The organism is Streptomyces sp. NPDC001068, from assembly GCF_042897315.1.
Taxonomy (GTDB): domain Bacteria; phylum Actinomycetota; class Actinomycetes; order Streptomycetales; family Streptomycetaceae; genus Streptomyces.
Genome location: NZ_JBIAYD010000013.1, coordinates 257420 through 282674 on the forward strand (window position 1 = coordinate 257420; position 25255 = coordinate 282674).

A 25255-nucleotide genomic window follows, 5' to 3' on the forward strand; every position below is an offset into this window, starting at 1 on the left:
AATCTAGGAGTTCGGGTGAAGCAGGTCGTACAGAACTACAAGAGCGGCGAGCTGGCGGTGCTCGACGTTCCGGTGCCGGGGTGCAAGCCGGGCGGTGTGCTGGTGCGCAGCGCCTACTCGCTGATCTCCACCGGCACCGAGCTCATGAAGGTGTCCGAGGCCGGCATGTCGATGCTGGGCAAGGCCCGTTCCCGGCCCGACCAGGTGGCCAAGGTCATGCAGAGCGTGGCCACCAACGGGGTGCCCGCCACCTACCGCAAGGTGATGGGCAAGCTGGACTCCTACACACCGCTGGGCTACTCCCTGTGCGGGGTGGTCGAGCAGGTCGGCGCCGGCGTCGACGACGTGAAGGTCGGCGACCTGGTGGCCTGCGCGGGCAACGAGCACGCCCTGCACGCCGAGTTGAACTGGGTGCCGAAGAACCTCTACACCCCGGTGCCGGACGGCCTGGACCCGCGCCACGCGGCCTTCGGCACCGTCGGGTCGATCGCGCTGCAGGGCGTCCGCCGGGGTGAGCCGCAGCTCGGCGAGGTGGCCCTGGTCATCGGCCTCGGCCTGATCGGGCAACTGGTGGTCCAGCTCCTGACCGCCGCCGGAGTCCGCGTCGTCGGCGCCGACCCCGACCCGGCACGCTGCGAACTCGCCGCGGGACTGGGCGCCGCCGCCTGCGGCGACCCCGGGTCCGCGGCCGTGGAGGCCGCCGTCGCCGAACTCACCGACGGACACGGCGTCGACCAGGTGTACCTGGCCGCCGGCGGCGGCAGCAACCAGCCCGTCGAGCTCGCCGCGCGGCTCAGCCGGGACCGCGGCCGGGTCGTCGACATCGGCAAGTGCCGACTGGACCTGCCGTGGAACGCGTACTACGAGAAGGAACTCGACGTCCGGTTCTCGCGGTCCTACGGCCCCGGACGCTACGACCCGGAGTACGAACTGGAGGGACGCGACTACCCGATCGGCTACGTGCGCTGGACCGAGCGCCGCAACCTCGCGTGCTTCCTCGACCTCGTCGCCCGCGGCCGCGTCGACGTGGAGCCCCTGATCTCCCACGTCGCCGACTTCGACGACGCGGTCGAGACGTACCGGCGGCTGAAGGACGGCGAACTGAAGGCCGTGGCCGTGCTGTTCCGCTACCCCGGCCGGACGGCCGAGAGCGAACCCGAGGCCCCGTCGGTGGCCGTGCCGACGGTGCGCCACGGCGGGACGGCGCCGACCCTGGTCCGGGCCGCCGCGTCACCGGTGCGCCTCGCGTTCGTCGGCGCCGGGAACTACGCGACGTCGATGCTGCTGCCCCACCTGGCCCAGCGCGACGGTGTCGAGCTGTCGACAGTCGTCACCACGACGGCGCTCTCCGCGGCCAACGCACAGCGGAAGTTCGGCTTCGCCGAGGCGACCACCGACCTCGACGCCGTCCTCGGCGACAAGTCCGTCGACGCGGTGTTCGTGGTCACCCGGCACAGCTCGCACGCCGAACTGACCCGCAAGGCACTGCTGGCCGGCAAGACGGTCTTCGTGGAGAAGCCACTGGCGCTCACCGAGGACGAACTGGCCGGCGTCCTCGCGGCGGTGGAGGAGTCCGGCAACGACCGGCTGCAGGTGGGCTTCAACCGCCGCTTCTCCCCCCTGCTGCAGGAGGCGAAGGACCGGTTCGGCGTCCGGACGGGTCCGGCGAACCTCCGCTACCTGGTCAACGCCGGCCGGCTCCAGCACGGCAGCTGGTACCTCCAGCAGGGCACCGAGGGCTCACGGTTCGCCGGCGAGGGCGGCCACTTCATCGACACGGCCAGCTGGCTGCTGGAGGCCGACCCGGTCTCGGTCTACTCGGTGGCCACCTCCGGCAGTGACGACCTGCAGATCGTGCTGCGCTACCCCGACGGATCCACCGCCACCATCAGCTACGTCACCACCGGCGCGCCCGGCTTCCCCAAGGAGACGCTCGACCTGGTGGCGGACGGCAAGGTGCTCCGGCTCGACGACTTCGTCCGGGCCTCGGTCCACGGCCGCAAGCGCTGGGTGAGTTCGCGGCTGCCCAAGGCCCGGGACAAGGGCCAGAACGCCGAACTGGCCGCGTTCATCAAGGCGGTGCGCACCGGCGGGCCGATGCCGGTACCGCTCCAGTCACTGGTCGCGACCACCGCGGCCACCCTCGCCGTGCAGACCGGCCTGGCCGGCGGCGCGCCCGTGACGTTGGCGAGGACGAGATGACCATGAGCGCGGGCTGGTACCTGCGACGCCTGTCCCGGATGGGGCCGGCGGAGATCGCGGGCCGGGTGGGCGACACGGTGCGCAGACGGCGGTGGCGGTCCGGCCTGCCCGACCGCCCGGCCGTGACCGGCGCCCGCTTCACCGCCGTCCTGCCCGCCGGGACGGTCGCCGCGGTGCCGCCGGACGCCGCGAAGCGGCTGGTGGCCGAGGCCGACCGGCTGATGTTCGGGCACGCCGAGTACTTCGGAGTGGTCCGCGACGACCTCGTCGACCCGGACTGGTGGTACGACCCCAAGACCGGACGCCGGGCTCCGGGGGGTTACTCCTTCGACGTGCCGTACCGCGACGAGGAGGCGGCCGGGGACATCAAGCAGATCTGGGAGCTGTCCCGGCACCACCACCTCACCGTGCTCGCCGCCGCCTACGCGGTCTCCGGGAACGAGCGGTACGCCGAGCGGGTGGCCGAGCACCTCAGGTCATGGTGGACGGCGAACCCGCCGCTGCGGGGCGTGCACTGGATCAGCGGCATCGAGCTGGGCATCCGGCTGCTGTCGTGGGTGTGGATCCGCCGGCTGCTCGACGAATGGCCGGGCGCGGCGGGGCTGTTCGAGGAGAACCCGCAGGCGCTGGACCAGATCTGGCACCACCAGCGCTGGCTGGCCGCCTTCCCCAGCCGCGGTTCCTCGGCGAACAACCACGTCATCGCCGAGGCCGCCGGGCAGCTCGCCGCGGCCTGCGCGTTCGACTGGTTCCCCGACTCCGGGCGGCGCCGGGCCGACGCGCTGCGGTCGCTGGACCGGCACCTGCGGACCAACACCTTCGGCTCCGGCCTCAACCGGGAGCTGGCCAGCGAGTACCACGGACTCGTGCTGGAACTGGGCCTCGCCGCGCTGGCCGAGGCGGACGCCGCGGACGTACCCGTCCCCGCGTCCGTGCGGCTGGTGCTGCTGCGGATGACCGACGCGCTGGCGGCCGTCGTGGACAGCCGGCTGCGGCCGCCGCGCCAGGGCGACGCCGACGACGGACACGGACTGGTCGTGGACGGCGCGGGCACCGACCGCTGGGCCTCGCTGCTGGCCACCGGCGACGCCGTGTTCGGCCGGCTCGACTGGTGGCCGCAGGTGACCGCCGCCGACGTGCGCACCCCGCTGCTGGCCGCGCTCGTCCGGCCGTACCCGGCCGAGGGGACCGCACCGGCCGCCTCCCGCCCGGCCCGGCGGCCCGACCACTTCGCCGACGCGGGGCTCACCGTGCTGCGCGGACCGGGAGAGATCTGGTGCCGCTGCGACGGCGGCCCGCACGGCTTCCTGTCCATCGCCGCGCACGCCCACGCGGACGCGCTGTCCGTCGAGGTCCGGCACGACGGGGTCGACGTGCTCGCCGACCCGGGGACCTTCTGCTACCACGGGCAGCCGCACTGGCGGCGGTACTTCCGGTCCACCCTCGGCCACAACACGCTGGAACTGGACGGCACCGACCAGTCCGTCTCCGGCGGGCCGTTCCTGTGGACCCGGCATGCCCGCACCCGCGTCCTGACCGCGGACACCTCCGGCGACGGAGCCGCCCGCTGGTGTGCCGAACACGACGGGTACCAGGGATCCGTGCACCGCCGCCGGGTGGAACTGGCGCCCACGAGCGGGGAGTTGACGGTGGTCGACGAGGTGCGCGGCCCGGACCGGGCCGCGCGGCTGGCGTTCCACCTCGGCCCGGCCGTCGCCGCGGACCTGGTGGGGAACCGGGCGGTGCTCACCTGGATCCGGGACGGCGAGGGGCGTTCCGCGGTGCTCGATCTGCCCGGGCAGCTGTCCTGGCGGGCGCACCGCGGCGAGAGCGACCCGCCCCTCGGCTGGTACTCCGCGGGATTCGGGCGCAAGGAACCCACCACCACCCTGATCGGCACCGGCCGCACCGGCACCGGTGCCGCCGGGGGCACGGACGGTTTCACCACCGTGCTCAGGTTCGGCGGCCAGGGGGACGCGTGAGGAACGAGAGGCGGCACCGGGCATGGGCGGCGGCACCACTGGTGCTCGCCCTGCTGACGGTGACCGGCTGCGAGAGCACCTCGGGCGCACCGCCCGCCGAGCCGACCGCCGCGCCGTCCACATCCGCCGCGCGGGCCGTGGCCCGGGTGTGCGCGGCGCCCGCGGCCGGGCCGTCGAAGGCGCCCGCGGGAGCGGTGACCGTCGACCCCTCGGTGGTCGGCGACCTGGCGGCCAAGACCAGGAACAGCCCGCCGGACACCACGTTCTGGCTCCGTCCGGGCAGGCACCGGCTCGACCCGGACCGCTACGCCCAGGTCCTCCCCAAGAAGGGGGACCACTACGTGGGTGCGCCGGGGGCGGTGCTCGACGGCGGGAAGAAGAACCAGTACGCGTTCGCGGGCACCGCCCGCGACGTCACCATCCGCTACCTGACCGTGCAGCACTTCGTCGCACCGCAGAACGAGGGCGTCGTCAACCACGACTCGGCCGACGGCTGGGTGATCGAGCACTCCACGATCCAGCACAACTCCGGGGCCGGACTGATGGCCGGTGACCGCCAGCAGGTCCGCGCCAACTGCCTTCGTGACAACGGGCAGTACGGAATGAACGCCTACAAGGGCGGCGGCGGCATCCACGACCTGGTGGTCGAGGACAACGAGATCACGGGCAACAACACCGACGACTGGGAACGCCGGCAGGAAGGCTGTGGCTGCTCCGGAGGCGTCAAGTTCTGGGCCGTCGACGGCGCCGACGTGCGGGGCAACTGGGTGCACGACAACCGCGGAGCCGGGTTGTGGGCGGACACCGACAACAACGACTTCCTCATCGAGAACAACGTGCTCGACGGCAACGCCGGTGCCGCACTGATCTACGAGACCAGCTACAACGCGATCATCCGGAACAACACGATGCGGCGGAACAACTGGGTGGAGGGCCGCAGGTACGCCGACCGCGGCGACAACTTCCCGTACGCGACCGTCTACCTCTCCGAGTCCGGCGGCGAACCGCGCGTCCGGGCCCGCACCGACAAGATCGACATCTACCGGAACGTGCTGGAGGACAACTGGTCCGGGATCACCCTGTGGGAGAACGCCGACCGGTTCTGCAACAGTCCGGCCAACACCTCCTCCGGCGACTGCACGCTGCTGGTGAAGAAGACCAGCCGCTGCGCGGAGCCGGCGATCGCCAGGGCGCCGCTGTACGCCGACTGCCGCTGGAAGACCCAGCGCGTGGACATCCACGACAACCGGTTCGTGCTCGACAAGTCGGTGGTCGCGTGCACGGAGATGTGCGACCGCATGGCGGTGCTGTCCAACTACGGGACCTACCCGGACTGGTCGCCGTACAAGGGCGAGAAGGTGGCCGAGGCGATCACCCGCGGACAGGACAACCGCTGGCACCGCAACGTCTACGTCGGGTCGTGGAAGTTCGTCGCCCGGGATCCGAGCCAGGTGCTCGACTTCGGGGAGTGGCAGAGCGATCCCTACCGGCAGGACACGGGCAGCACCCTCGATCCACAGGCCGGTGGTTGAGATGGACACGCAGATGAACTCAGAGACGGACGCGCTCCCGGGCGCGGAGCACGGCGCCGCACCGCGCGCCTCGGGCACACCGCGGCTCGTCGGGCTCGTCTGGGGGCTCCTGGTCCTCAACACGCTCGGCTCCGCCGGGGCGAAGACCATCGTCCCGCTGCCGCGTTCGCTCATCCAGATGGTCACCATGGGGGCCCTGGTCGCCGCTTTCGCGCTGGCGCTCGCGGTCAACCTCCGGCTGCGCATCCGGTCCAGCGCCTACCTGCTCCTGCTCACCCTGCTGCTGGTGTCGAGCGTGATCTCCAGCGCCAACCTGGAGTCCGGGTTCGGCGCGCTGTTCCGCTGCTTCCGGCTGGCGCTGTTCATCGGCACCCTCTGGCTGCTCAGCCGCTGGTGGAACGGCAGCCTTACCTTCGTACGGCACCACATCCGGATGTACTTCGCGGTGCTCGGCTCGGTGGCCGCCGGCCTCGTCGTCTCACCGGGCGCGGCCCTGCCCGACCTCTACGGCGGACGTCTGGTCGGCGCGCTGTGGCCGCTGACCCCACCGCAGATCGGGCAGTACGCGGCGGTGATCATCGGGCTCACCGTGCTGCTCCTGCTGGGCCGCAGGACCGACCGGACCAGCGCCGTGGTGGTCATCGTGCCGTCGTTCGTACTGCTCGCCCTGACCCACACCCGGACGGCCACGCTCGGCCTGTTCCTCGGACTGGCACTGGCGATCGGCTCCCTCGTGCTCACCAGCGCCGCCGCCCGCCGGTTCTTCACCTGGGCGGTGCTGTGCGGAGTGGTGGCCGCCGTGGGCTTCGCCTCCGCACTGCAGACCTGGTTCCTGCGCGGGCAGAGCAAGGAGAACTTCTCCAGCCTCACCGGCCGGGCCAAGGTCTGGGACGCCCTGCTGTCCGCACCCCGGTCGACCTCGGAGCAGTTCCTCGGCGTGGGTCTGGGCGACAAGTCCTTCGGCGGACTGCCCATCGACAACAGCTGGCTGGCCGTCTTCAACGAGCAGGGCCTGATCGGCGTCACCCTGGTCGCGGCGATCATCCTCGTGCTGGGCGCGGTCGCCCTGCTGCGGCCCCCGTCGCTGCAGCGGGCCTGTGCGATCTTCCTGATCAGCTACTGCGCGATCGCCTCCTACACGGAGGCCGGACTCGGCGACGCCTCGCCGTACCTGCTGCACCTGGCCGTGGCCGCCTCGCTGCTGGCGGCACCCGCGGCGGCCGCGCCCTCGACACCCGACGGCCCTCGACGACGCGCCCGGGAACGGGCCCGCGGACCGGAGGCGATCTGAGCATGCACGTCCTCGTGGTGCACAACCGCTACGCCTCGGCGCAGCCGAGCGGGGAGAACAAGGTCGTCGACCAGGAGGTGGAACTGCTGCGCGCGGCCGGCCACCGGGTCGGGGTGTTCGAACGGCGCAGTGACGACATCGCCGGCCGGTCCCTCCTCGGCAAGGCCGCGCTGCCGCTCCTCGTGCCGTGGAACCCGGCGGTGCGCGCCGAACTGGCCACCCGCCTGCGCGCCGAGCGGCCGGACGTGGTGCACGTGCACAACGTCTTCCCGCTCCTGTCGCCCGCGGTCCTGGCCGCGTGCGCCGACGCCGGTGTGCCGGCCGTCGCCACGCTGCACAACTACACCCAGGTCTGTCCGCCCGGCACGCTGCAACGGGACGGCCGGCCGTGCACCGAGTGCGTCGGCGGCACCCCGCTGCCCGCCGTCCGGCACGGCTGCTACCGGAACTCCCGCCTCGCGACGGTGCCGCTCGCGGTCAGCCTGTCGGTCAACCGGCGGCGCTGGTGGTCCGGGGTGGAGCGGTTCCTGTGCATCTCCGCGGCCCAGCGCGAGGTCCTGGTGCGCTCCGGCATGCCGGCCGAACGGCTCGCGGTGAAGCACAACTTCGTGCCCGACCCGGACCTCCGCAGGGAGGGCGCGGGAGAGCATCTGCTCTACCTCGGGCGGCTCGCGGAGGCCAAGGGCGTGCGGCTGCTCATGGACGCGTGGGACGAGATCGCGGCGCACGGCGGGGTGGGCGTGCCGCTCGTGATCGCCGGCACCGGGCCGCTGGAGGCGGAGGTGACCGCCTGGGCGGCGGGCCGGGACGACGTGCGCTACGCAGGCCTGCTGGACACGGCGGGGTGCCGCGAGGCCGTCGCGCGGTCGGTGGCCGTGGTGGCGCCCTCGACATGGCTGGAGGCGTTCGGCCTGGTGGTCGTGGAGGCGATGGCGGCCGGGGTCCCGGCCGTCGCCGCCGGGCACGGCGCCTTCACCGAACTCGTCCAGGACGGGGTCACCGGGCTGCTGCACCGGCCGGGCGACTCCGGCTCGCTGGCGTCCCGCATACGCGGCGTCGCGGCCGACGCGGACCGCAACCGGGAGATGGGCCGGGCGGCCCGCCGCCGGTACGAGCAGGCGTTCAGCCCGGCCGTCGGCCTGGCGCGCCTGGAAGAGGAGTACCGCACCGCGATCGCGGGGCGGTCGGCACAGGCCCGTGCCGGGGACACCCGGGCGGGCCGGGGGGATGGGGACAGCAGATGACACGATGCCGACTCTGCGGCTCGGAAGAGATGGCGAGCGTCGTAGACCTCGGGGCGACGCCACCCTGCGAGAGCTTTCTCGCCGCGGACCGACTGGACGAGCCGGAGCCGGCGTACCCGCTGCACCTGCGGGTCTGCACCGACTGCTGGCTCGCGCAGATCCCGCCGCTGATCACGCCGGAGGAGACGTTCAAGGAGTACGCGTACTTCTCCTCCTTCTCCACCTCGTGGGTGGAGCACGCGCGCACCTTCGTCGCCGACGCCGCCGAGCGGCTCCCGCTCGGCCCCGACGCCTTCGTGGTCGAGGTGGCGAGCAACGACGGCTACCTGCTGAGGCACGTGGTGGACCGGGGGATCCGGTGCCTCGGTATCGAGCCGTCGGTGAACGTCGGGGCCGCGGCACGCGAGGCGGGCGTGCCCACGCTCACCGAGTTCCTCGACCCCGGCACCGGTGCCGCCGTCCGCGAGGAGCACGGCCCGGCGGACCTGGTCGTCGCCAACAACGTGTACGCGCACATCCCCGACGTGGTCGGCTTCACCCGCGGGCTGCGCGCCCTGGTGGCCGACGACGGCTGGGTCTCCATCGAGGTGCAGCACCTGCTGACCCTGATCGAGGAGAACCAGTACGACACGATCTACCACGAGCACTTCCAGTACTACACGGTCGCGTCCGCGATCCGGGCCCTGGCCAGCGGCGGACTCGCCCTCGTGGACGTCGAGCTGCTGCCCACGCACGGCGGTTCCATCCGGCTGTGGGCGCGGCCGGCCGAAGCGGCCGGCGAGCCGACCGGGCGGGTGGCCGACGTACTGGACCGGGAGAAGGCCGCCGGGCTGCAGGAGCTGTCCGGATACACCGAGTTCTCGGCGCGGGTGGCCAAGGTGCGCCGGGACCTGCTGCGGTTCCTCATCGACGCGGCCGAGCGCGGCGACACGGTCGTCGGCTACGGCGCCCCCGGCAAGGGCAACACACTGCTCAACCACTGCGGCATCCGCCCCGACCTGCTGGCGTACACGGTCGACCGCAACCCGTACAAGCACGGCAGGTTCACCCCCGGGACCCGCATCCCGATCCTGTCGCCCGAGCGCATCGCCGCGGACAGGCCGGACTACGTCCTCGTCCTCCCCTGGAACCTGCGCGCCGAACTGGTCGAGCAGCTGTCCTTCGTGCACGAGTGGGGCGGCCGGCTCGTCTTCCCCATCCCGGAACTGAACATTGTCGAGGTGAAGTCGTGAAGGTCGTCCTGTTCTGCGGCGGTTACGGGATGCGGATGCGCAACGGCACCTCCGACGACGTGCCCAAGCCGATGGCGATGGTCGGCCCGCGCCCGCTGATCTGGCACGTCATGCGCTACTACGCCTACTTCGGGCACACGGAGTTCATCCTGTGCCTCGGCTACGGGGCCCACCACATCAAGGACTTCTTCCTCAACTACGAGGAGACGACGTCCAACGACTTCGTCCTGCGGGGCGGCCGGACCGAACTGCTATCCACCGACATCGCCGACTGGACGATCACGTTCGTGCAGACCGGCATCGAGTCCCCCATCGGGGAGCGGCTGCGCCGGGTGCGGGACCACCTGGACGGCGACGAGATGTTCCTCGCCAACTACGCGGACGTGCTCACCGACGCCCCGCTGCCGGAGATGATCGACAAGTTCGCCGCGCGCGACGCGGGGGCGTCGATGATGGTGGTGCCGCCGCAGTCGTCGTTCCACTGCGTGGAGCTGGGCGAGGACGGCCTGGTGGGAGGCATCACCGCGGTGAGCGAACTGCCGCTGTGGGAGAACGGCGGCTACTTCGTGCTCCGCCAGGAGATCTTCGACCACATCCCGGAGAACGGCGACCTGGTCGCCGACGGATGTGCCCAACTGGCCAAGGAGGGGCGGCTGGTGGCGCATCAGCACCGCGGTTTCTGGAAGCCGACCGACACCGTGAAGGAGCGCGCCGCGCTCGACGAGGCCTACACCCGGGGCGACCGTCCGTGGGCCGTGTGGGAACGGGACCGGGTGGGTACGAACGCCCGGGTGAGGACCGCATGATCCAGCTCGGCGCCGGGAGTGTGGACCGGATCGTCGCCGTGGGCGCTCACTGCGACGACATCGCCATCGGTGCCGGCGGCACTTTGCTGACGCTGTGTCAGGCCAGGCCCGGTCTCCGGGTCGACGCGCTGGTGCTGTCCGGCGGCGGCAGCGAGCGCGAGCAGGAGGAGGAGTCCGCGCTCGCCGCCTTCTGCTCGGGCGCCGACCTGCGGCTGACCGTGCACAAGCTGCCGGACGGCCGGTTCCCGGCGCACTGGGAGGAGGCCAAGTCCGCGGTCGAGGAACTGCGGTCCCGGACCGACCCGGACCTGATCCTCGCTCCGCGCACCGACGACGCCCACCAGGACCACCGCGGCCTGGCGAAGCTCATGGCCACCGCGTTCCGCGACCACCTGGTGCTCGGCTACGAGATCGTCAAGTGGGACGGCGACCTCGGCCGGCCGGTGGCGTACCAGCCGCTGGCGACGGAGACCGCCGAACACAAGGTGCGGCTGCTGCAGGAGCACTACGCCTCGCAGCGGCACCGGCCCTGGTACGACCGGGAGGCCTTCCTGGGCCTCGCCCGGATCCGCGGCATCGAATGCCACGCCCGCTACGCCGAGGCGTTCGCCGTCGCCAAACTCACGCTCAACCTGGGGGGTTGAACCTTGCGCGTACTACTGACCGGACACCAGGGCTATCTGGGCTCCGTGATGGCCCCGGTCCTCGAGGCCGCCGGACACGAGGTCGTCGGCCTCGACGCCGGCCTGTTCGCCGACTGCGTCCTGGGCCCGCGGCCCGCGGACCCGCCGGGACACCGGGTGGACCTGCGCGACGTCACGGCCGAGCACGTGGCCGGGGTGGACGCCGTGATCCACCTCGCCGCGCTCTCCAACGACCCGCTCGGCTCGCTGGCGCCGGAACTCACCTACGACATCAACCACCACGCGTCCGTCCACCTCGCCCGGCTGGCCCGCGACGCCGGCGTGCAGCGCTTCCTGTACGCGTCCACCTGCTCGGTCTACGGCGCCGCCGGCGGCGACGAACTGGTGACCGAGGACGCCCCGCTGCGCCCGGTGACGCCGTACGCGGAGTCCAAGGTGCGGGTGGAGGACGACCTGCACGAGCTGGCCGACGGCGACTTCACCCCGGTGTTCATGCGCAACGCCACCGCCTTCGGATTCTCGCCCCGGCTGCGCGCCGACATCGTGCTCAACAACCTCGTCGGCCACGCGCTCCTCTCCGGCGAGGTCCTGGTGCTCTCCGACGGCACCCCGTGGCGCCCGCTGGTGCACGCCGCCGACATCGCGCGGGCCTTCACGGCCGCGCTGACCGCGCCGCGCGAGGCGGTGCACGACCGGGCGTTCAACATCGGCAGCGAGGTCAACAACGTCACGGTGGCCGAGATCGCCGGACAGGTCGCCGAGGCGGTGACTGGCTCCAAGGTGGTGATCACCGGGGAGAACGGCGCCGACCCGCGCTCCTACCGGGTGGACTTCTCCCGGTTCCGCACCGCGGTGCCCGGCTTCGACTGCGAATGGACGGTGAAGCAGGGCGCGCTCGAACTCGCCGACGCCTACCGGAAGTTCGAGCTGAACCGGGAGAACTTCGAACAGCGCTTCACCCGTCTCGCCGTGCTGCGCGCGGCCTCCGAGGCCGGCACCGTCGACGACACCCTCAGGTGGCGCCGGTGACCGAGGTGAGCGAGGAGATGTACGCGCTGGTGGAGCGGATGTACCCGCTCTGCCGGAGCATCACCGGCGACGGTGTGCGCGCCACCCTGGACATCGTCGGCGAGTACATCCCCCTCCAGGTGCACGAGGTGCCGACCGGGACACAGGTGCTCGACTGGACGGTGCCGCAGGAGTGGAACATCCGGGACGCGTACGTCGCCGACCCGGCCGGCCGGCGGGTGGTCGACTTCGCCGAGTCCAGCCTGCACGTGCTCGGCTACAGCGTGCCGGTGTCGGCGACCATGCCGCTCGCCGAGCTCCGCGACCACCTGCACACCCTGCCCGACCACCCTTCCTGGGTGCCCTACCGCACCAGTTACTACAAGCCGGAGTGGGGGTTCTGCCTCGCCCAGGAGACCCTGGACGCGCTGCCGGACGGCGAATACGAGGTGCGCATCGACTCCACGCTCGCCGACGGCCACCTCACCTACGCCGAGCACGTGGTCCCCGGACAGGTCGCCGACGAGGTGATCGTCTCCTGTCACGTCTGCCACCCGTCGCTGGCCAACGACAACCTGGCCGGCATCGCGGTGGCGACCTTCCTGGCCCGGGAGCTGGCCGAGCGGTCCACGTACTACACCTACCGGTTCCTGTTCGCGCCCGGCACCATCGGCGCCATCACCTGGCTGGCCCGCAACGCCGAACGGGTCGACCGGGTCAAGCACGGCCTGGTGCTGGCCTGCGCGGGGGACCAGGGCAACCTGACGTACAAGCGGAGCAGGCGCGGCGACGCGGAGATCGACCGGGTCGTGCGGCACGTGCTGACCACGTCCGAACGCCCCCACCGCATCAACGAGTTCACCCCGTACGGCTACGACGAGCGGCAGTTCTGCTCGCCCGGGTTCGACCTCGGCGTCGGCTCGCTCACCCGGACCCCGTACGCCGGCTACCCCGAGTACCACACGTCCGCGGACAACCTGGACTTCGTCTCCCCGGCGGCGATGGCGGACACCCTCGCCGTCTGCCGCGAGGCGTTCGCCCTCCTGGACCGCAACCGGCGGTACCTCAACCTCAGCCCCTACGGCGAACCCCAGCTCGGCAGGCGCGGGCTGTACGACGCGCTCGGCGGCCGCAGCGACACCAAACAGGCCCAGATGGCCATGCTCTGGGTGCTCAGCCTCTCCGACGGCGAGCACAGTCTGCTGGACGTCGCCGAGCGGTCCGGGCTGCCGTTCGACACCGTGGCCGCCGCGGCCGACGCCCTGCGCGGCGTCGACCTGATCAAGGAATGACGACCATGACCACCCAGGGGGAGAGAACGACCGCACCGGCCGGGTCCGCCAGGCGCGCCCTGGTCGGCCGGCTGTCCTGGGGACTGGCCGACCAGGCGGCCTCCAGCATCAGCAACTTCGCGGTGGGCATCTACGTGGCCCGCTCGCTCGGGGTGACCGCGTTCGGCGTGTTCAGCCTGGCCTGGGTGACCTACGGCGTGGTGCTCAACGTCTCCCGCGGCCTGGCCACCGACCCGCTCGTGGTCCGCTTCAGCGGCGCGCCGGAGGCCTCCTGGCGCGGGGCGGTGGCCCGGTCGACGGGAACGGCGCTCGGTGTCGGCTCGGCCCTCGGCGTGGTGTGCCTGGCGGCCGGCCTCGGCCTCGGCGGCCGGGTGGGCCCCGCGTTCGCCGCCCTCGGCCTCATGCTCCCGGGACTCCTGCTCCAGGACGCCTGGCGGTTCGCGTTCTTCGCCGCCGGCGCCGGGCGCAAGGCGTTCGTCAACGACGTCGTGTGGGGCATCGCGCTCGTCCCCGCCATGGTGGTGGCGGCCCATGTGGGCACCGTGGCGGCCTTCGTGCTCGCCTGGGGCGCGTCCGCCACGGTGGCCGCCGGCTACGGCCACCTCCAGGCCGGCATCCGGCCCCGGACGACCGAGGCACGCGGCTGGCTGCGCGAACAGCGCGATCTCGGTTACCGGTACCTGGTCGAGAACGTCAGCCTCAGCGGCGCCAGCCAGGTGCGGGCGTACGGGCTCGGCGTGATCGTCGGGGTCGGCGCGGTGGGCGCGGTGCGGGGCGCCGAGCTCCTGCTCGGCCCGTTCCTCGCCGTACTCATGGGGCTCTCGCTGGTCACCGTCCCGGAGGCGGCACGGGTGCTGCGGCAGGCCCCGCGCCAACTCGGCAGGTTCTGCCTGTTCCTGGGCGGCGGACAGGCCACCGGAGCACTGCTGTGGGGCTCGGCGCTGCTGCTGATGCCGGGCCGGCTCGGTGAGCTGGCGCTCGGCGACGTGTGGCACGCCTCCTCGCATCTCATCGTGCAGATCACCCTCAGCGTCGCGGGCGCGGGCCTCGGCACCGGCGCGGCCGCCGGGCTGCGCGCGCTCGGCGCGGCCCGGCGCAGCCTGCGCTGCCAGCTGTTCGCCTCCGCCTGCTACGTCGGCGGCGGGCTCGGCGGCGCGGCCCTCGCCGGCACGGCCGGCTCGGCCTGGGGCGTCGCCGCCGCGACCGTCGGCAGTTCCGCCGTGTGGTGGCTGCAACTGCGGTCCGCCCTGCGCGAACACCACCGGAACATTCCCGAAGTGAGGACCTCATGACCGCCCGACCCAGGCTGAGCATCGGCCTGCCCGTGTACAACGGCGAGGAGTACCTGGCCGAGTCGTTCGACGCCCTGCTCGGCCAGACCTACGAGGACTTCGAACTGGTCGTCTCCGACAACGCCTCGACCGACGGGACCGAGGACATCTGCCGCAAGTACGCGTCAAAGGACGCCCGCGTCCGCTACCTCCGGCTGCCCCGCAACATCGGCGCCACACCGAACCACAACCGGGTGCTCGCCGAGTCCCGCGGCGAACTGTTCAAGTGGGCCTCCCACGACGACCTCTACGGCCGCGACCTCCTGCGGCGCTGCGTCGACGCGCTGGACGAGCGGCCCGAGGTGATCCTCGCCCACACCGGCCAGGCGGTCATCGACGGCGACGGACAGGTGACGGTCCCCTACGACTACACGCTCGCCACCGACTCCCCACACGCGCCGGACCGCTTCCGCAGCCTGCTGTTCGAGCCGGGCGGCGACGACTTCTACGGAGTGATGCGGACCGACGTGCTGCGCCGGGTGAAACCGATGGACAGCTACCACCACGCCGACCGCACGTACGTCGCCGAGATCACCCTGCACGGCCCCTTCCACCAGGTACCCGAGCTCCTCTACTTCCGCCGCGACCACCCCACGCGCGCCGAACGGGCCAACCCCTCCAAGCGCTCCCGCTGCGTCAACCTGGACCCGCGCCGGGCGGGCGTCCTGCACCCGACGCCCCGGCTGCTCGCCGAGTACGTCTGGGGCTTCGCCTCGGCGATCCGGCGGGCGCCGCTGTCCGCGGCCGACCGGCGCGCGTGCTACCGCTACCTGTCCGCGTGGATGACCAGCCGGGTCCGGCCGGGCGCCGGCGAGCGGGTGGAGGACCGCGCCCCGGTCGACCCGGCGCTGCTCACGGTCTCCGTCGACGACCTCGTCGCCGGCCGCGAGGGGAGGCGGGCATGACCTCCGCGGACGGGACACCGGTGCGCGTCGGGCTGTTCGGCCTGCTCGGCTCCGGCAACCTCGGCAACGACGGGTCGCTGGAAGCCGTCCTCGGATACCTCGGGACCCGGCACCCGGACGCGGTCGTGGACGCGCTGTGCGGCGGCCCGGAGGCGGTGACGGCCCGGTTCGGGATCCCGGCCACGAGGCTGCACTGGAACCGGGCGGAGTACCGGACCGCGTCCCGGGCGGGCGCGGTCGTGGCGAAGGGGCTCGGCAAACTCGTCGACGTGTTCCGCACCGGCGCCTGGGTGCGCAGGCACGACGTGGTGATCGTCCCCGGCATGGGAGTCCTGGAGGCCACGCTGCCGCTGCGGCCGTGGGGATTCCCGTACGCGCTGTTCCTGCTCTGCGCGAGCGGCCGGCTGCTGGGCACCCGGGTGGCGCTGGTCAGCGTCGGCGCCGCCGAGATCCGCAACCGGCCCACCCGGGCCCTGGTGCGCTGGTCGGCGCGGCTGGCCGCCTACCGGTCCTACCGGGACGCCCAGTCCCGGGACGCCATGCGGGCGATGGGCGTGGACACCGCACGCGACGAGGTCTACCCGGACCTCGCCTTCTCCCTGCCGGCACCGCCGGCGGGCGCGCCCTCGGACACACCGGGCACGGTCTGCGTCGGGGTCATGGACTTCCACGGCGGCAACGACGACCGCGCCCGGGCCGACGAGATCCACCGGCGCTACCTCGACGGGACCGTCCGGTTCGTCCGGACACTGGTCGAGGAGGGCAGGCCGGTCCGGCTGCTCACCGGCGACCGGTGCGACGCGACGGTGGTCGCCGCCATCCTCGACGCGGTGGACTCGCCGCTGGTCACGGCGGCCGAACCGGCCTCCCTGGCCGACCTGATGAAGGAGATGACGGCCGCCGACACCGTCGTGGCGGTCCGCTACCACAACCTGATCTGCGCGCTGAAGACCGGCACGCCGGTACTCGCGCTCAGCTACGCGGCGAAGAGCGACGCGCTCATGGCCGGGATGGGCCTCGGCGCGTACTGCCACCCGGCGCGCGAGGTCGACGCCGACCGGCTGCTGGAGCAGTTCCGGGCGCTGGAGAAGCGGTCGGCCGAGCTGCGGGGGACCCTCGCCGAGCGGAACCTGGCCGCCGCCCGGCGGCTCGAGGACCAGTTCACCGCCCTGACCGCGGCCGTGTTCCCGGCGGCGGCCGGGCGGGCCCACAACCACGCCCCGCAGGAGTCACGTTGAGAGCGACCGAGATCCCGGAGATCACCGGCGCGTACCTGTTCGAGCCGACGCCGTACGCCGACGAGCGCGGCTTCTTCTGCCGCACCTTCGACGCCGACGTGGTCCGTTCGGTGGGCCTGGACCCGGACGCCTTCGTCCAGGACAGCGTGTCCCGCTCGGTCCGGGGCGTGCTGCGCGGCCTGCACCTGCGCTCCGGCGCGGGCGAGGCCAAGCTCGTGCGGTGCTCGTACGGCAGGATCTTCGACGTCGTCGTGGACCTGCGGCCCGACTCGCCCACCTATCTGGGGCGGGCCTTCATCGACCTGTCCGGCGAGACGCAGAGGACCGTGTACATCCCCGCGGGATGCGCGCACGGCTTCCAGGCGCTGACCGAGACCGCCGACACCTCGTACCGCATCGACCGCCCGCACGACCCGTCGGAGGACGTGACGATCGCCTTCGACGACCCCGAACTCGCCATCCCCTGGCCGCTGCCGGTCGCACTGATGTCCCAACGGGACCGGGAGGCGCCGAGCCTCGCCGAGGTCCTGAAGCACAGAGAAAGATGAGGTACGCGTGGACACCCAAGAGCTCGACCTGCCCCTGTCGCGGACAGCCAACGAGCGGCTGCACGCCGCGATCCCCGGGGGCGCGCACACCTACGCCAAGGGCGACGACCAGTACCCCGAGCACCTGGCCCCCGTCATCAGCCACGGCAAGGGTGCCCACGTGTGGGACGTCGACGGCAACCGCTACATCGAGTACGGCTCCGGTCTACGGTCGGTCAGCCTCGGCCACGCGCACCCGCGCGTGCTGGAGGCGGTGCGGCGGGAACTGGACCGCGGCAGCAACTTCGTCCGGCCGTCCATCGTGGAGGTCGAGGCGGCGGAGCACTTCCTGGACACGGTGCCGACCGCCCAGATGGTGAAGTTCGCGAAGAACGGCTCCGACGCCACCACCGCCGCGGTCCGCCTCGCCCGCGCCGTCACCGGGCGTCCGCGGGTGGCGGTCTGCGGAGACCATCCGTTCTTCTCCGTGGACGACTGGTTCATCGGCACCACGCCGATGTGCGCCGGCATTCCGGCGGCGACCACCGAACTCACCGTCTCCTTCCCCTACGGCGACCTCGCGGCCACGGAGGAGCTGCTCACCCGGTACCAGGACGAGGTCGCCTGCCTGATCCTCGAACCCGCCTCGCACACCGAGCCACCGCCCGGGTACCTGGCCGGCCTGCGCGAGCTCGCCGACCGGCACGGCTGCGTCCTGGTCTTCGACGAGATGATCACCGGTTTCCGCTGGTCCGAGGCGGGCGCGCAGGGCCTGTACGGCGTGGTCCCCGACCTCTCCACGTTCGGCAAGGCGCTGGGCAACGGATTCGCCGTCTCCGCGCTGGCCGGGCGCCGTGACCTCATGGAGCGGGGCGGACTGCGCGACTCCGGCGACCGGGTGTTCCTGCTGTCCACCACGCACGGCGCGGAGACGCACTCCCTGGCTGCCGCGATGGCCGTACAGACCGTCTACCGCGAGGAGGGAACCACCGCTCGTCTGCACGCCCTCGGCGACCGGCTGGCCGCCGGTGTCCGCGACGCAGCGGCCGGCGAGGGCGTCGGCGATCACCTCGTCGTCCGGGGCCGGGCCAGCAACCTGGTCTTCGCCACCCTCGACGAGGACCTGCAGCCCTCGCAGCAGTACCGCACCCTGTTCCTGCGCCGGCTCCTCGCGGGCGGGGTGCTCGCCCCGTCGTTCGTGGTGAGCAGCGCGCTCGACGAAGCGGACATCGACCGCACCGTCGACGTGGTGGCCCAGGCGTGCGCGGTGTACCGCAAGGCGCTGGAGGCCGCCGACCCGACTCCGTGGCTGGCCGGACGGGCGGTGAAACCCGTGTTCCGCCGCCTGGCATGAGTGTTCCGGCGCCTGGTACGAGGTGCGGGTCACCGGCGCTCCCTCCCGACCGGGCCGGCGTCGGCCGTCCGGCCGGCCGCCTCCCCGCTCATCCGGTCGGCCGTCCGGTCCACCACCCGCGCGGTGGCCGGCACCACCGCCAGCGCGGTGCACCAGCCGCCCAGGGCGTCGGTCGGGTAGTGCGCGCCCAGGACCACCTCGGCCCAGCCCATGGCGGCCCCGGCCGCCAGCGCCGCGGCCACCACGAGCGACGTGCCGGCCGTCCCGCCGAGGCCGAGCCGGCCGGCCGCGAGCAGCGCCGTGACGAGGGCGAGCGCGGTGAGGAAGGCGGTGTGCCCGCTCGGGTAGGACAGGTTGCCGTCACCGTGGATGGTGCGTCCCACCAGATGCTTGAGGAGCGTGGTCGCCGTCACGGTGAGGCCGGCGCCCACCGCCACGAACACCGCGGCGCGGGGACGCCGGAGCAGCAGGCAGCCTGCCACGCCGATCGAGATCAGCAGCACCGATCCCATGGGTTCGCCCAGGAAGTCCAGGGCCAGGGCCACGTGCCGCCACGGCCCCCGCACACTGTCCGCCGTCGGCGGGAAGATCCAGCTGTCCACCCTGCCGGACGCGCCGTGACCGTCGTACCGGACCCCGAGGACGGCGACCAGCAGGGCGGCGAAGGCCCCGATCAGCGCGAGTGATGCGCGTAGCGGCGGGGGTGACACCGCGCGCGCCGACCGGCCGCTCACCCGCCCACCGCGCCCTCCGTCGGTTCCGCCCCGAACTCCGGCTCGGCCCTCACCCTAGCCAACGATCCGCGCCGGCGTTCGAGGGTGCCGAAACCATTGCGTCGACTTGACCCAGCGGTTGCACGATTCAAGACGGTCGGTCATATTGGATTTAAGACGGTCGGTCATCTTGAGCGATCGAAGGTCACACGACACAGGAGCACCTCATGACCGCGTACAAGGCCTGGGAAGTCACCGGCAGCCGCAACTTCCGCCTCGTCGAACGCGAGTTGGCCGCCCCCGAGCCCAACCAGGTACGGCTGAGGGTGGAGTACTGCGGGGTCTGCCACACCGACGCCCTCGCCGTCGAGGGGCTGCGCGCCGCCCCCGGAGAGCCGATCGTGCCCGGCCACGAGATCGTCGGCGTCATCGACGCCGTCGGCGCCGGGGTGACCGCCTGGCAGGTCGGCGAGCGCGTCGGCGTCGGCTTCCTCGCCGGGCACTGCGGCGAGTGCGACCCCTGCCGCCGCGGTGACTTCGTCGGCTGCCGCGACCAGGAGCAGACGGGTACGACGGTGGACGGCGGGTACGCCGAGGTCGCCTACGCCCGCACCAGCGGCCTGGTCCGGGTGTCCGCGGACGTCCCGGCGGCCGAGGCGGCCCCGCTGCTGTGCGCGGGTCTGACCACCTTCACGGCGCTCCAGCGGGTCGACGCCCGCCCCGGCTCGCTCGTCGCCGTCCAGGGCATCGGCGGACTCGGTCACCTGGCCGTCCAGTACGCGCGCAGCCTCGGCTACCGGGTCGCCGCCGTCGCCCGCGGCGTCGAGAAGGAGAAGCTCGCACGGGAGCTCGGCGCACACCACTACATCGACAGCACCGACGTGGACGTCGCCGCCGCCCTGCAGGACCTCGGGGGAGCCGCGGCGGTCATCGCCACCGCCTCCAGCGGTTCCTCCATGAGCCCCCTCGTGGCGGGACTGGCCCAGCACGGCCGGCTCCTGGTGGTCGGTGCGGCGCCCGACCCCGTCGAGGCCCTCACCGCCGACCTGATCTTCGGCGACCGCGGCATCCAGGGGCACCTCACCGGGACGCCGATCGAGAACGAGGACAACCTCGCGTTCAGCGCGGCCAACGGCGTGCGCCCGCGCATCGAGACCTTCCCGCTGGCCGAGGCGCCCAAGGCCTACGAGCACATGCTCTCCGGACGGGCCCGCTTCCGCGCCGTCATCGAGGCCGCCTGACGCGACCGGCGCTCCCGCGCCCGGGGGGGGGGCAAGCCCGCCGCTTGACAATCTCAAGACGACCGGTCACTTTTTATAGGGAGCCGTGAGTACGCGGACTCGTGAGCGCGCGGGGCCGTGGGGAAGGGGCCGAGATGCCGAGACCGAGTGTCCGCGAGCAGTTGGTCGAGGCTGCCGCGGAGTGCTTCGAGGAACGTGGGTTCAACGCCATCGGCGTCCAGGAGATCACCCGGGCCGCCGGGGTGCCCAAAGGATCCTTCTACAACCACTTCGTGAGCAAGGAGGCGCTCGCCCTCGAGGTCATGCGCCGCTACGGGACGGCTCGCCGCATGGAGATGCTGGAGGACGGGACGCTCGCCCCGGCCGCCCGGCTGCGCGCGCACTTCCGGTTCCTCGCCGACGACCTGGAGCGCTTCCGGTTCAGCCGGGGATGCCTCTTCGGCAACTTCGGCGCCGAGCTGTCCACGCAGAGCGACGAGGTGCGGGGCCAGGTGGACGCCGCGCTGGGCCAGTGGGCCGTGTCGGTGGCGGCGGTGCTGCGCGAGGCGCGGGCCGACGGGACGCTGAAGGGCGCCCTCGACCCCGAGCCGCTGGCGGGCTTCCTCGTCAACGCGTGGGAGGGCGCCGCGCTGCGGGCCAAGGTGACCCGGGACGGCCGGCCGATGGACGACTTCTTCGCCCTGTTCGACTCGCTCTTCGTCCCGGCCGGGGACGGCGCGGACGGCTGAGGAGTCCGGCGAAGCGGCGTCCGCCGGAGCCGGTGACCGCGACGGCGGCCTCCGACCCCGAGGAGTCGGCCGTGGGTCGGCTGCCCCGGGAGGGCGGGGCCGGCCGGCGGTCCAGGCCGGCCGTCAGGGGCAGTCGTACGAGAAGCGGGCGGCGGCCGTCCGGTGGCCCGGAGACAGGATGCGCAGTTCCGCCCGTGCCGCACGGTGGCCCGGTCCCTGGTAGGTCCACCGAAGACGCAGGCGCACGTGCCGCTCCCCCCGGACCACCACCTCGTGCAGGACGTCGGACGCGGTGCCGTCGCTTCGCACCCACCGGTAGGAGAGCGTGCCGCGACGGCCGTCGGTGGTGACCAGACCGACGATCTCCGCGGTGCCGTCGCATCCCAGAACCGCCGGCCTCGCCGTGACGGCGACCTGGGTGACCGCCATGGACTGCCCGAACCGCTGCCAGGCCAGGAGGGCGAGGACGGCCGCCACCAGCAGCGCCGGCAGGGCGTTCCTGCGCAGCCGCCGGCCGGAGGAAGCGGCGGCCGACGACACCGCGGGAGGCGTCGGCAGGGTGCGGTGCGCGACGGCGGCCGTCACACCGGGCCCGAAACGCAGCACGCTGCCCTCGACACGGTCGGGCCGAGTCGGGTCGGCGCCTGCCGGAACCGGTTCCACGAGCGTGTCGTCGGCTTCGGGACGCTGGATCCAGTGGCTGGCCAGCACGGTGGCGCTGTACTCGCCGTACTCGCCGTCGGGGCTGGAGGGCCGGTCGTCGGGGGCGTGGCCTTCGCCGGGCCCGAGACGATGGGTGGTGCTCCGCGCGTCGGCGGGTGCGAGCACCAGCGTGGGCTCCTCGCCCTGCACCGCCGGCCTGGGCGTGTCGTCGCTCTGAGCGGTCATCCGATCTCACACTGCCTGGTCGGGATCTGCTGCGAGGCGCCGCCGGAGGCCGCCGCCGGAGTGGTCGTGGCCCGGACCGTCCAGTAGCAGCCGGCGTTCTGGAAGGTGTGGTCGACGGTGATCGTGTACTGGGTGGCCCCGCTGCGCTCCAGGGTCTGGGCCGCGCCGTCGGGGGAGCCGGCCCCTCCGCTCGCCCTGTCGGTGAACCACGAGACGCTGACGGAGATCGGTCCGGTGCCGTCCGTGGTGACGGTGACGGTCGCGGTGGAGGTCGTGGGGCCCGTCTGCTCGAAGGCCGACACCGCGACGCTCTTGACGGCGGGAGCGGCGGGCGGGGTGGAGGGGGCGGTCGTCGGTGACGCCGGGGCGGACGTGGTCGCCCCGCCCGGCGGCGTCGACTGCGTCGGTGAGCCGGTGGACGAGGCGGAAGGCGGACCGGTCGGGGCGGCCGGCGGGCCCGAGGGGGAGACGCCGGGGGTCGGGGAGACGGCGGGTGTCGGCGACAGGTCCCCTGACGGGGTCGGTGCCGTGGGCGGGACGGTGGGCGGCGCCGCTTCGGTGCCGGCCCGGGCCATGGTGGTCGCCAGGGCGTCCTCGGTCCGCTCGGCGGCGCCTGCCGGGGCGTGACGCATTCCGTAGGTGAGCAGGAGGCCCAGGAGTACGGCGGCCGCCGAGACGAGCATGCCGGACCGGCCGGGCCGCCACGACCGGGCCCGGCCGTGGCGTGGCCCCCGGCCCAGAACCGTAAGCGCGGTGTCCGTGCTGGACCTGGGGGAGCGCGCCGAGGGCAGCAACTGCGCCAGCAGGGCCACCAGGGCGGCGAGCCGGGCACGGCCGCGCTCCTCCCAGTCGGACCCGTAGACGGCGCCGGCGATCGCCTCCAGCTCCGTCACGAACGCCTCGGCCTGCGCCGGCCGCTGGTCCGGTTCCTTGGCCAGACCGCGACGGACCAGCTCGCGCACGGCCGCGGGGACCTCCTCCACGGGGACGGGGGCGTCGACGTGCTGCAGGGCCAGTTCGGCGATGTTGCCGCCCGAGAACGGCCTGTGCCCCGTCAGGCACTCGAAGAAGGTGGCCGTGGCCGCGTACACGTCCGCGGCGCAGGAGGCGGGGGCGCCGGTCCACTGCTCGGGAGCCATGTAGGACGGGGTTCCGGCCACCCCCGCGCTGGTGCCGGCGTCGACCGCGATGCCGAAGTCGACGAGCTTGGACGATCCGTCCGTCCCGACCAGGACGTTCTCCGGCTTGTAGTCGCGGTGGACGACACCGACGCGGTGCGCGTCTGCGAGACCGAGCAGCGATCCCTTGAGGAGGACCAGCGCGGCCTCGGGACCCAGCGGCCCCTGACGGGTCAGCAGCGTCCGCAACGAGACACCGTCCACCAGTTCCATGACGATGGCGGCGCCCCGCGGGCTCTCCACGTACTCGTACAGGCCGGCCACGTACAGGCTCCGCAGTCCGCCGAGCAGGCGCGCCTCGGCCCGGAAACCGTGCACGAAACCGGGCCTCGTGCGCAGGGACTCGCTGAGGTATTTCACCGCCACCCGTACGCCGGTGTCCCCGTGCACGGCCAGCACGACGCGACCGCTCGCACCCGACCCGAGCTCGAGAGACTCGGTGTATCCCGGCACCACCCATGTGCTCACGTCATCCCCCCAGACGCCGTGCCGCCGTGTCCGACCGGCTTCCGAAGCGGCCGGACCACGCCATGAGAGACACATTCTCAGCCGCGGCGGTTGCGGAACAGGCCATGCCGGTCCTCCGCCGCCGGCGTGAGCGGCCGGGTCCGCCGGTGGCGACGGCGCGGTCATACCGGGGGCGCTCCCCACGCGTCCCCACTGATGACCCGTACCGCCTCGCCGCCCGTTCTCGCGCATCGCCTCGGCAAACCCCCCCCACGACCACGAAAGAGGCCCGCATGCTCCGCATCCACTTCACACCGCTCGACTTACAGGGCATCCGCGTGGCCCGGCGTCCCGATCCGCTGTGGGAACTCGTCTGCGCCGCCTGCCGGCTGGGCACCGATCAGGGGCCGCTCGAGTTCGGGGCGTGGCGCCGCGGTGTGATCGAGCGGACGGCACGGGACCCGGAGGCGCGCCGTGCGCTGCGCCTGCTGAGGACGTTCGTCCCGCCCGCCGGCTACATCCCCGACTTCCTCACCCCGTCCGTCCCCGACGGGGGTCTGCCCGCCGCCCTCGCACAGGTACGCGCGACGCCCCGCCGCCGTCTGCAACGGGAGTTGGGCGTCCTCGCCGTCGCCCGCCCTCTCCCGGCGTGGACGACGGCGCTCGGCAGGCCGGGAGACCGCGGCATGGGATCGCTGGTCAGGGCGCTGGAGATCTCCTCCCGGGCCCTGCTCGAACCGCGATGGGGGCAGGTCCGCAGGGCCGTCCAGGAGGAGGTCGACCTGCGGGCCCGCACGCTCCTGGACGGCGGTGTGCGTGCTCTGCTGGGGAGTCTGCCGTTCGCCCGATGGCAGGCCCCCGTACTGGAGGTGGACTACCCCGTCGACCGGGACCTGCATCTGGAGGGCCGGGGACTGCTCCTCCTGCCCTCCTACTTCTGCTGGCGCAGGCCCACCGCGCTCGCCGACCCCGAGCTCGGACCGGTCCTCGTCCATCCGGTCACCGCACGGCCGTTGGGAACGGTGACCCCCGAAGGAGGAGGACTGGAGCGGCTGCTGGGCCGGACCCGGGCCACCGTGCTGGTCCAGGTGGCCCGCGGCCGTACCCGCACCACGTCCGAAGTGGCGCGGGCCGTGGGCATCGCCCTGCCCAGTGCCAGCTACCAGCTCGCCGTCCTGCGGGACGGAGGACTGGTGGCGAGCCACCGGGAGGGCCAGTTCGTACGGCACTCGGTGACGTTCATGGGCCACCGCCTGCTGGGCGCGGACACCGCACGACGGACGGAGACCGATCCGGCCTTCTGCCCCTGAGCCCTGCCCGGTGCGCCGATCACGTCTCAACGGGCCTGCCGGCCAGCAGAGTTGCTCGACCATGCGTTGATGCGGCCGGCCCCGCGGGCGCGGCCCTTCGAGGAGGATCGAAAGGCTTCTGCCGGGCCCGCGCGATCGGCGATGGTCACCGCAAGGGCACAT

At 72.9% G+C, this 25255-nt stretch carries 21 protein-coding genes; 18 read left to right on the forward strand and 3 right to left on the reverse strand.

From position 1 onward, the window contains the following. Positions 1-15 precede the first annotated feature (15 nt). From ACFY3I_RS33960 to ACFY3I_RS34030, 15 genes are read left to right on the forward strand one after another with little or no spacing between them, the layout of a single operon-like run. On the forward strand, positions 16-2202 hold the full coding sequence (locus ACFY3I_RS33960; protein ID WP_390864832.1) for a bi-domain-containing oxidoreductase: 2187 nt from the start codon (positions 16-18) through the stop codon (positions 2200-2202). Then, the gene (locus ACFY3I_RS33965; RefSeq protein ID WP_390864833.1) at positions 2199-4184 is read left to right on the forward strand and encodes an alginate lyase family protein; all 1986 of its coding nucleotides are present in this window, start codon (positions 2199-2201) and stop codon (positions 4182-4184) included. The genes ACFY3I_RS33960 and ACFY3I_RS33965 overlap by 4 nt, the downstream gene beginning before the upstream one ends. Next, positions 4181-5716 carry a right-handed parallel beta-helix repeat-containing protein gene (locus ACFY3I_RS33970; RefSeq protein ID WP_390864834.1) on the forward strand — a complete coding sequence of 512 codons (1536 nt, stop codon included), beginning with the start codon at positions 4181-4183 and terminating at the stop codon, positions 5714-5716. The genes ACFY3I_RS33965 and ACFY3I_RS33970 overlap by 4 nt, the downstream gene beginning before the upstream one ends. 13 nt (positions 5717-5729) lie before the next feature. Continuing rightward, the gene (locus ACFY3I_RS33975) at positions 5730-7007 is read left to right on the forward strand and encodes an O-antigen ligase domain-containing protein (RefSeq protein ID WP_390864835.1); all 1278 of its coding nucleotides are present in this window, start codon (positions 5730-5732) and stop codon (positions 7005-7007) included. 2 nt (positions 7008-7009) lie between these two features. Continuing rightward, the gene (locus ACFY3I_RS33980) at positions 7010-8251 is read left to right on the forward strand and encodes a glycosyltransferase (protein ID WP_390864836.1); all 1242 of its coding nucleotides are present in this window, start codon (positions 7010-7012) and stop codon (positions 8249-8251) included. Further along, positions 8248-9483 carry a class I SAM-dependent methyltransferase gene (locus tag ACFY3I_RS33985; RefSeq protein WP_390864837.1) on the forward strand — a complete coding sequence of 412 codons (1236 nt, stop codon included), beginning with the start codon at positions 8248-8250 and terminating at the stop codon, positions 9481-9483. Before ACFY3I_RS33980 ends, ACFY3I_RS33985 begins: the two co-directional genes overlap by 4 nt. Beyond that, positions 9480-10289: a sugar phosphate nucleotidyltransferase gene (locus tag ACFY3I_RS33990; protein ID WP_390864838.1), complete on the forward strand. Its 810-nt coding sequence runs from the start codon at positions 9480-9482 to the stop codon at positions 10287-10289. The genes ACFY3I_RS33985 and ACFY3I_RS33990 overlap by 4 nt, the downstream gene beginning before the upstream one ends. Continuing rightward, entirely contained in the window at positions 10286-10933 is a 648-nt protein-coding gene (locus ACFY3I_RS33995; RefSeq protein WP_390864839.1) for a PIG-L deacetylase family protein, read from the forward strand. The genes ACFY3I_RS33990 and ACFY3I_RS33995 overlap by 4 nt, the downstream gene beginning before the upstream one ends. Positions 10934-10936: 3 nt before the next feature. Further along, positions 10937-11962: an NAD-dependent epimerase/dehydratase family protein gene (locus tag ACFY3I_RS34000; protein ID WP_390864840.1), complete on the forward strand. Its 1026-nt coding sequence runs from the start codon at positions 10937-10939 to the stop codon at positions 11960-11962. Next, complete coding sequence (locus tag ACFY3I_RS34005; protein ID WP_390864841.1) at positions 11950-13233, forward strand: DUF4910 domain-containing protein; 1284 nt, start codon at positions 11950-11952, stop codon at positions 13231-13233. Before ACFY3I_RS34000 ends, ACFY3I_RS34005 begins: the two co-directional genes overlap by 13 nt. Then, positions 13230-14525 (forward strand): hypothetical protein, encoded by a 1296-nt coding sequence (locus ACFY3I_RS34010; RefSeq protein ID WP_390864842.1) that lies wholly within the window; start codon positions 13230-13232, stop codon positions 14523-14525. Before ACFY3I_RS34005 ends, ACFY3I_RS34010 begins: the two co-directional genes overlap by 4 nt. Then, positions 14522-15469, forward strand: coding sequence for a glycosyltransferase family 2 protein (locus tag ACFY3I_RS34015; protein ID WP_390864843.1), 948 nt, complete (start codon positions 14522-14524; stop codon positions 15467-15469). Before ACFY3I_RS34010 ends, ACFY3I_RS34015 begins: the two co-directional genes overlap by 4 nt. Next, positions 15466-16707: a polysaccharide pyruvyl transferase family protein gene (locus ACFY3I_RS34020; protein WP_390864845.1), complete on the forward strand. Its 1242-nt coding sequence runs from the start codon at positions 15466-15468 to the stop codon at positions 16705-16707. Before ACFY3I_RS34015 ends, ACFY3I_RS34020 begins: the two co-directional genes overlap by 4 nt. Then, positions 16704-17255 (forward strand): dTDP-4-dehydrorhamnose 3,5-epimerase, encoded by a 552-nt coding sequence (rfbC, locus tag ACFY3I_RS34025; RefSeq protein WP_365285394.1) that lies wholly within the window; start codon positions 16704-16706, stop codon positions 17253-17255. Before ACFY3I_RS34020 ends, rfbC begins: the two co-directional genes overlap by 4 nt. A gap of 7 nt (positions 17256-17262) precedes the next feature. Then, the gene (locus ACFY3I_RS34030; protein WP_390864846.1) at positions 17263-18588 is read left to right on the forward strand and encodes a glutamate-1-semialdehyde 2,1-aminomutase; all 1326 of its coding nucleotides are present in this window, start codon (positions 17263-17265) and stop codon (positions 18586-18588) included. A gap of 29 nt (positions 18589-18617) precedes the next feature. On the opposite strand, the gene ACFY3I_RS34035 is transcribed toward ACFY3I_RS34030, so the two are convergent. Beyond that, positions 18618-19322: a phosphatase PAP2 family protein gene (locus tag ACFY3I_RS34035; protein ID WP_390864848.1), complete on the reverse strand. Its 705-nt coding sequence runs from the start codon at positions 19320-19322 to the stop codon at positions 18618-18620. Positions 19323-19528: 206 nt separating this feature from the next. Between ACFY3I_RS34035 and ACFY3I_RS34040 the strand changes: the two genes are divergently transcribed. Together ACFY3I_RS34040 and ACFY3I_RS34045 are read left to right on the forward strand one after the other, a co-directional pair. After that, complete coding sequence (locus tag ACFY3I_RS34040) at positions 19529-20542, forward strand: alcohol dehydrogenase catalytic domain-containing protein (RefSeq protein ID WP_390864849.1); 1014 nt, start codon at positions 19529-19531, stop codon at positions 20540-20542. A 134-nt stretch (positions 20543-20676) separates the two neighbouring features. Further along, positions 20677-21270 carry a TetR family transcriptional regulator C-terminal domain-containing protein gene (locus tag ACFY3I_RS34045; RefSeq protein WP_390864850.1) on the forward strand — a complete coding sequence of 198 codons (594 nt, stop codon included), beginning with the start codon at positions 20677-20679 and terminating at the stop codon, positions 21268-21270. 123 nt (positions 21271-21393) lie between these two features. On the opposite strand, the gene ACFY3I_RS34050 is transcribed toward ACFY3I_RS34045, so the two are convergent. Beyond that, positions 21394-22158 carry a hypothetical protein gene (locus ACFY3I_RS34050; protein ID WP_390864851.1) on the reverse strand — a complete coding sequence of 255 codons (765 nt, stop codon included), beginning with the start codon at positions 22156-22158 and terminating at the stop codon, positions 21394-21396. Then, the gene (locus ACFY3I_RS34055; protein WP_390864853.1) at positions 22155-23804 is read right to left on the reverse strand and encodes a serine/threonine-protein kinase; all 1650 of its coding nucleotides are present in this window, start codon (positions 23802-23804) and stop codon (positions 22155-22157) included. Before ACFY3I_RS34055 ends, ACFY3I_RS34050 begins: the two co-directional genes overlap by 4 nt. A 272-nt stretch (positions 23805-24076) precedes the next feature. Here ACFY3I_RS34055 and ACFY3I_RS34060 point away from each other — a divergent pair, with 272 nt between their 5' ends. Beyond that, positions 24077-25093, forward strand: a complete 1017-nt coding sequence (locus ACFY3I_RS34060) for an ArsR/SmtB family transcription factor (protein WP_390864854.1) — start codon at positions 24077-24079, stop codon at positions 25091-25093. Positions 25094-25255 lie beyond the last annotated feature (162 nt).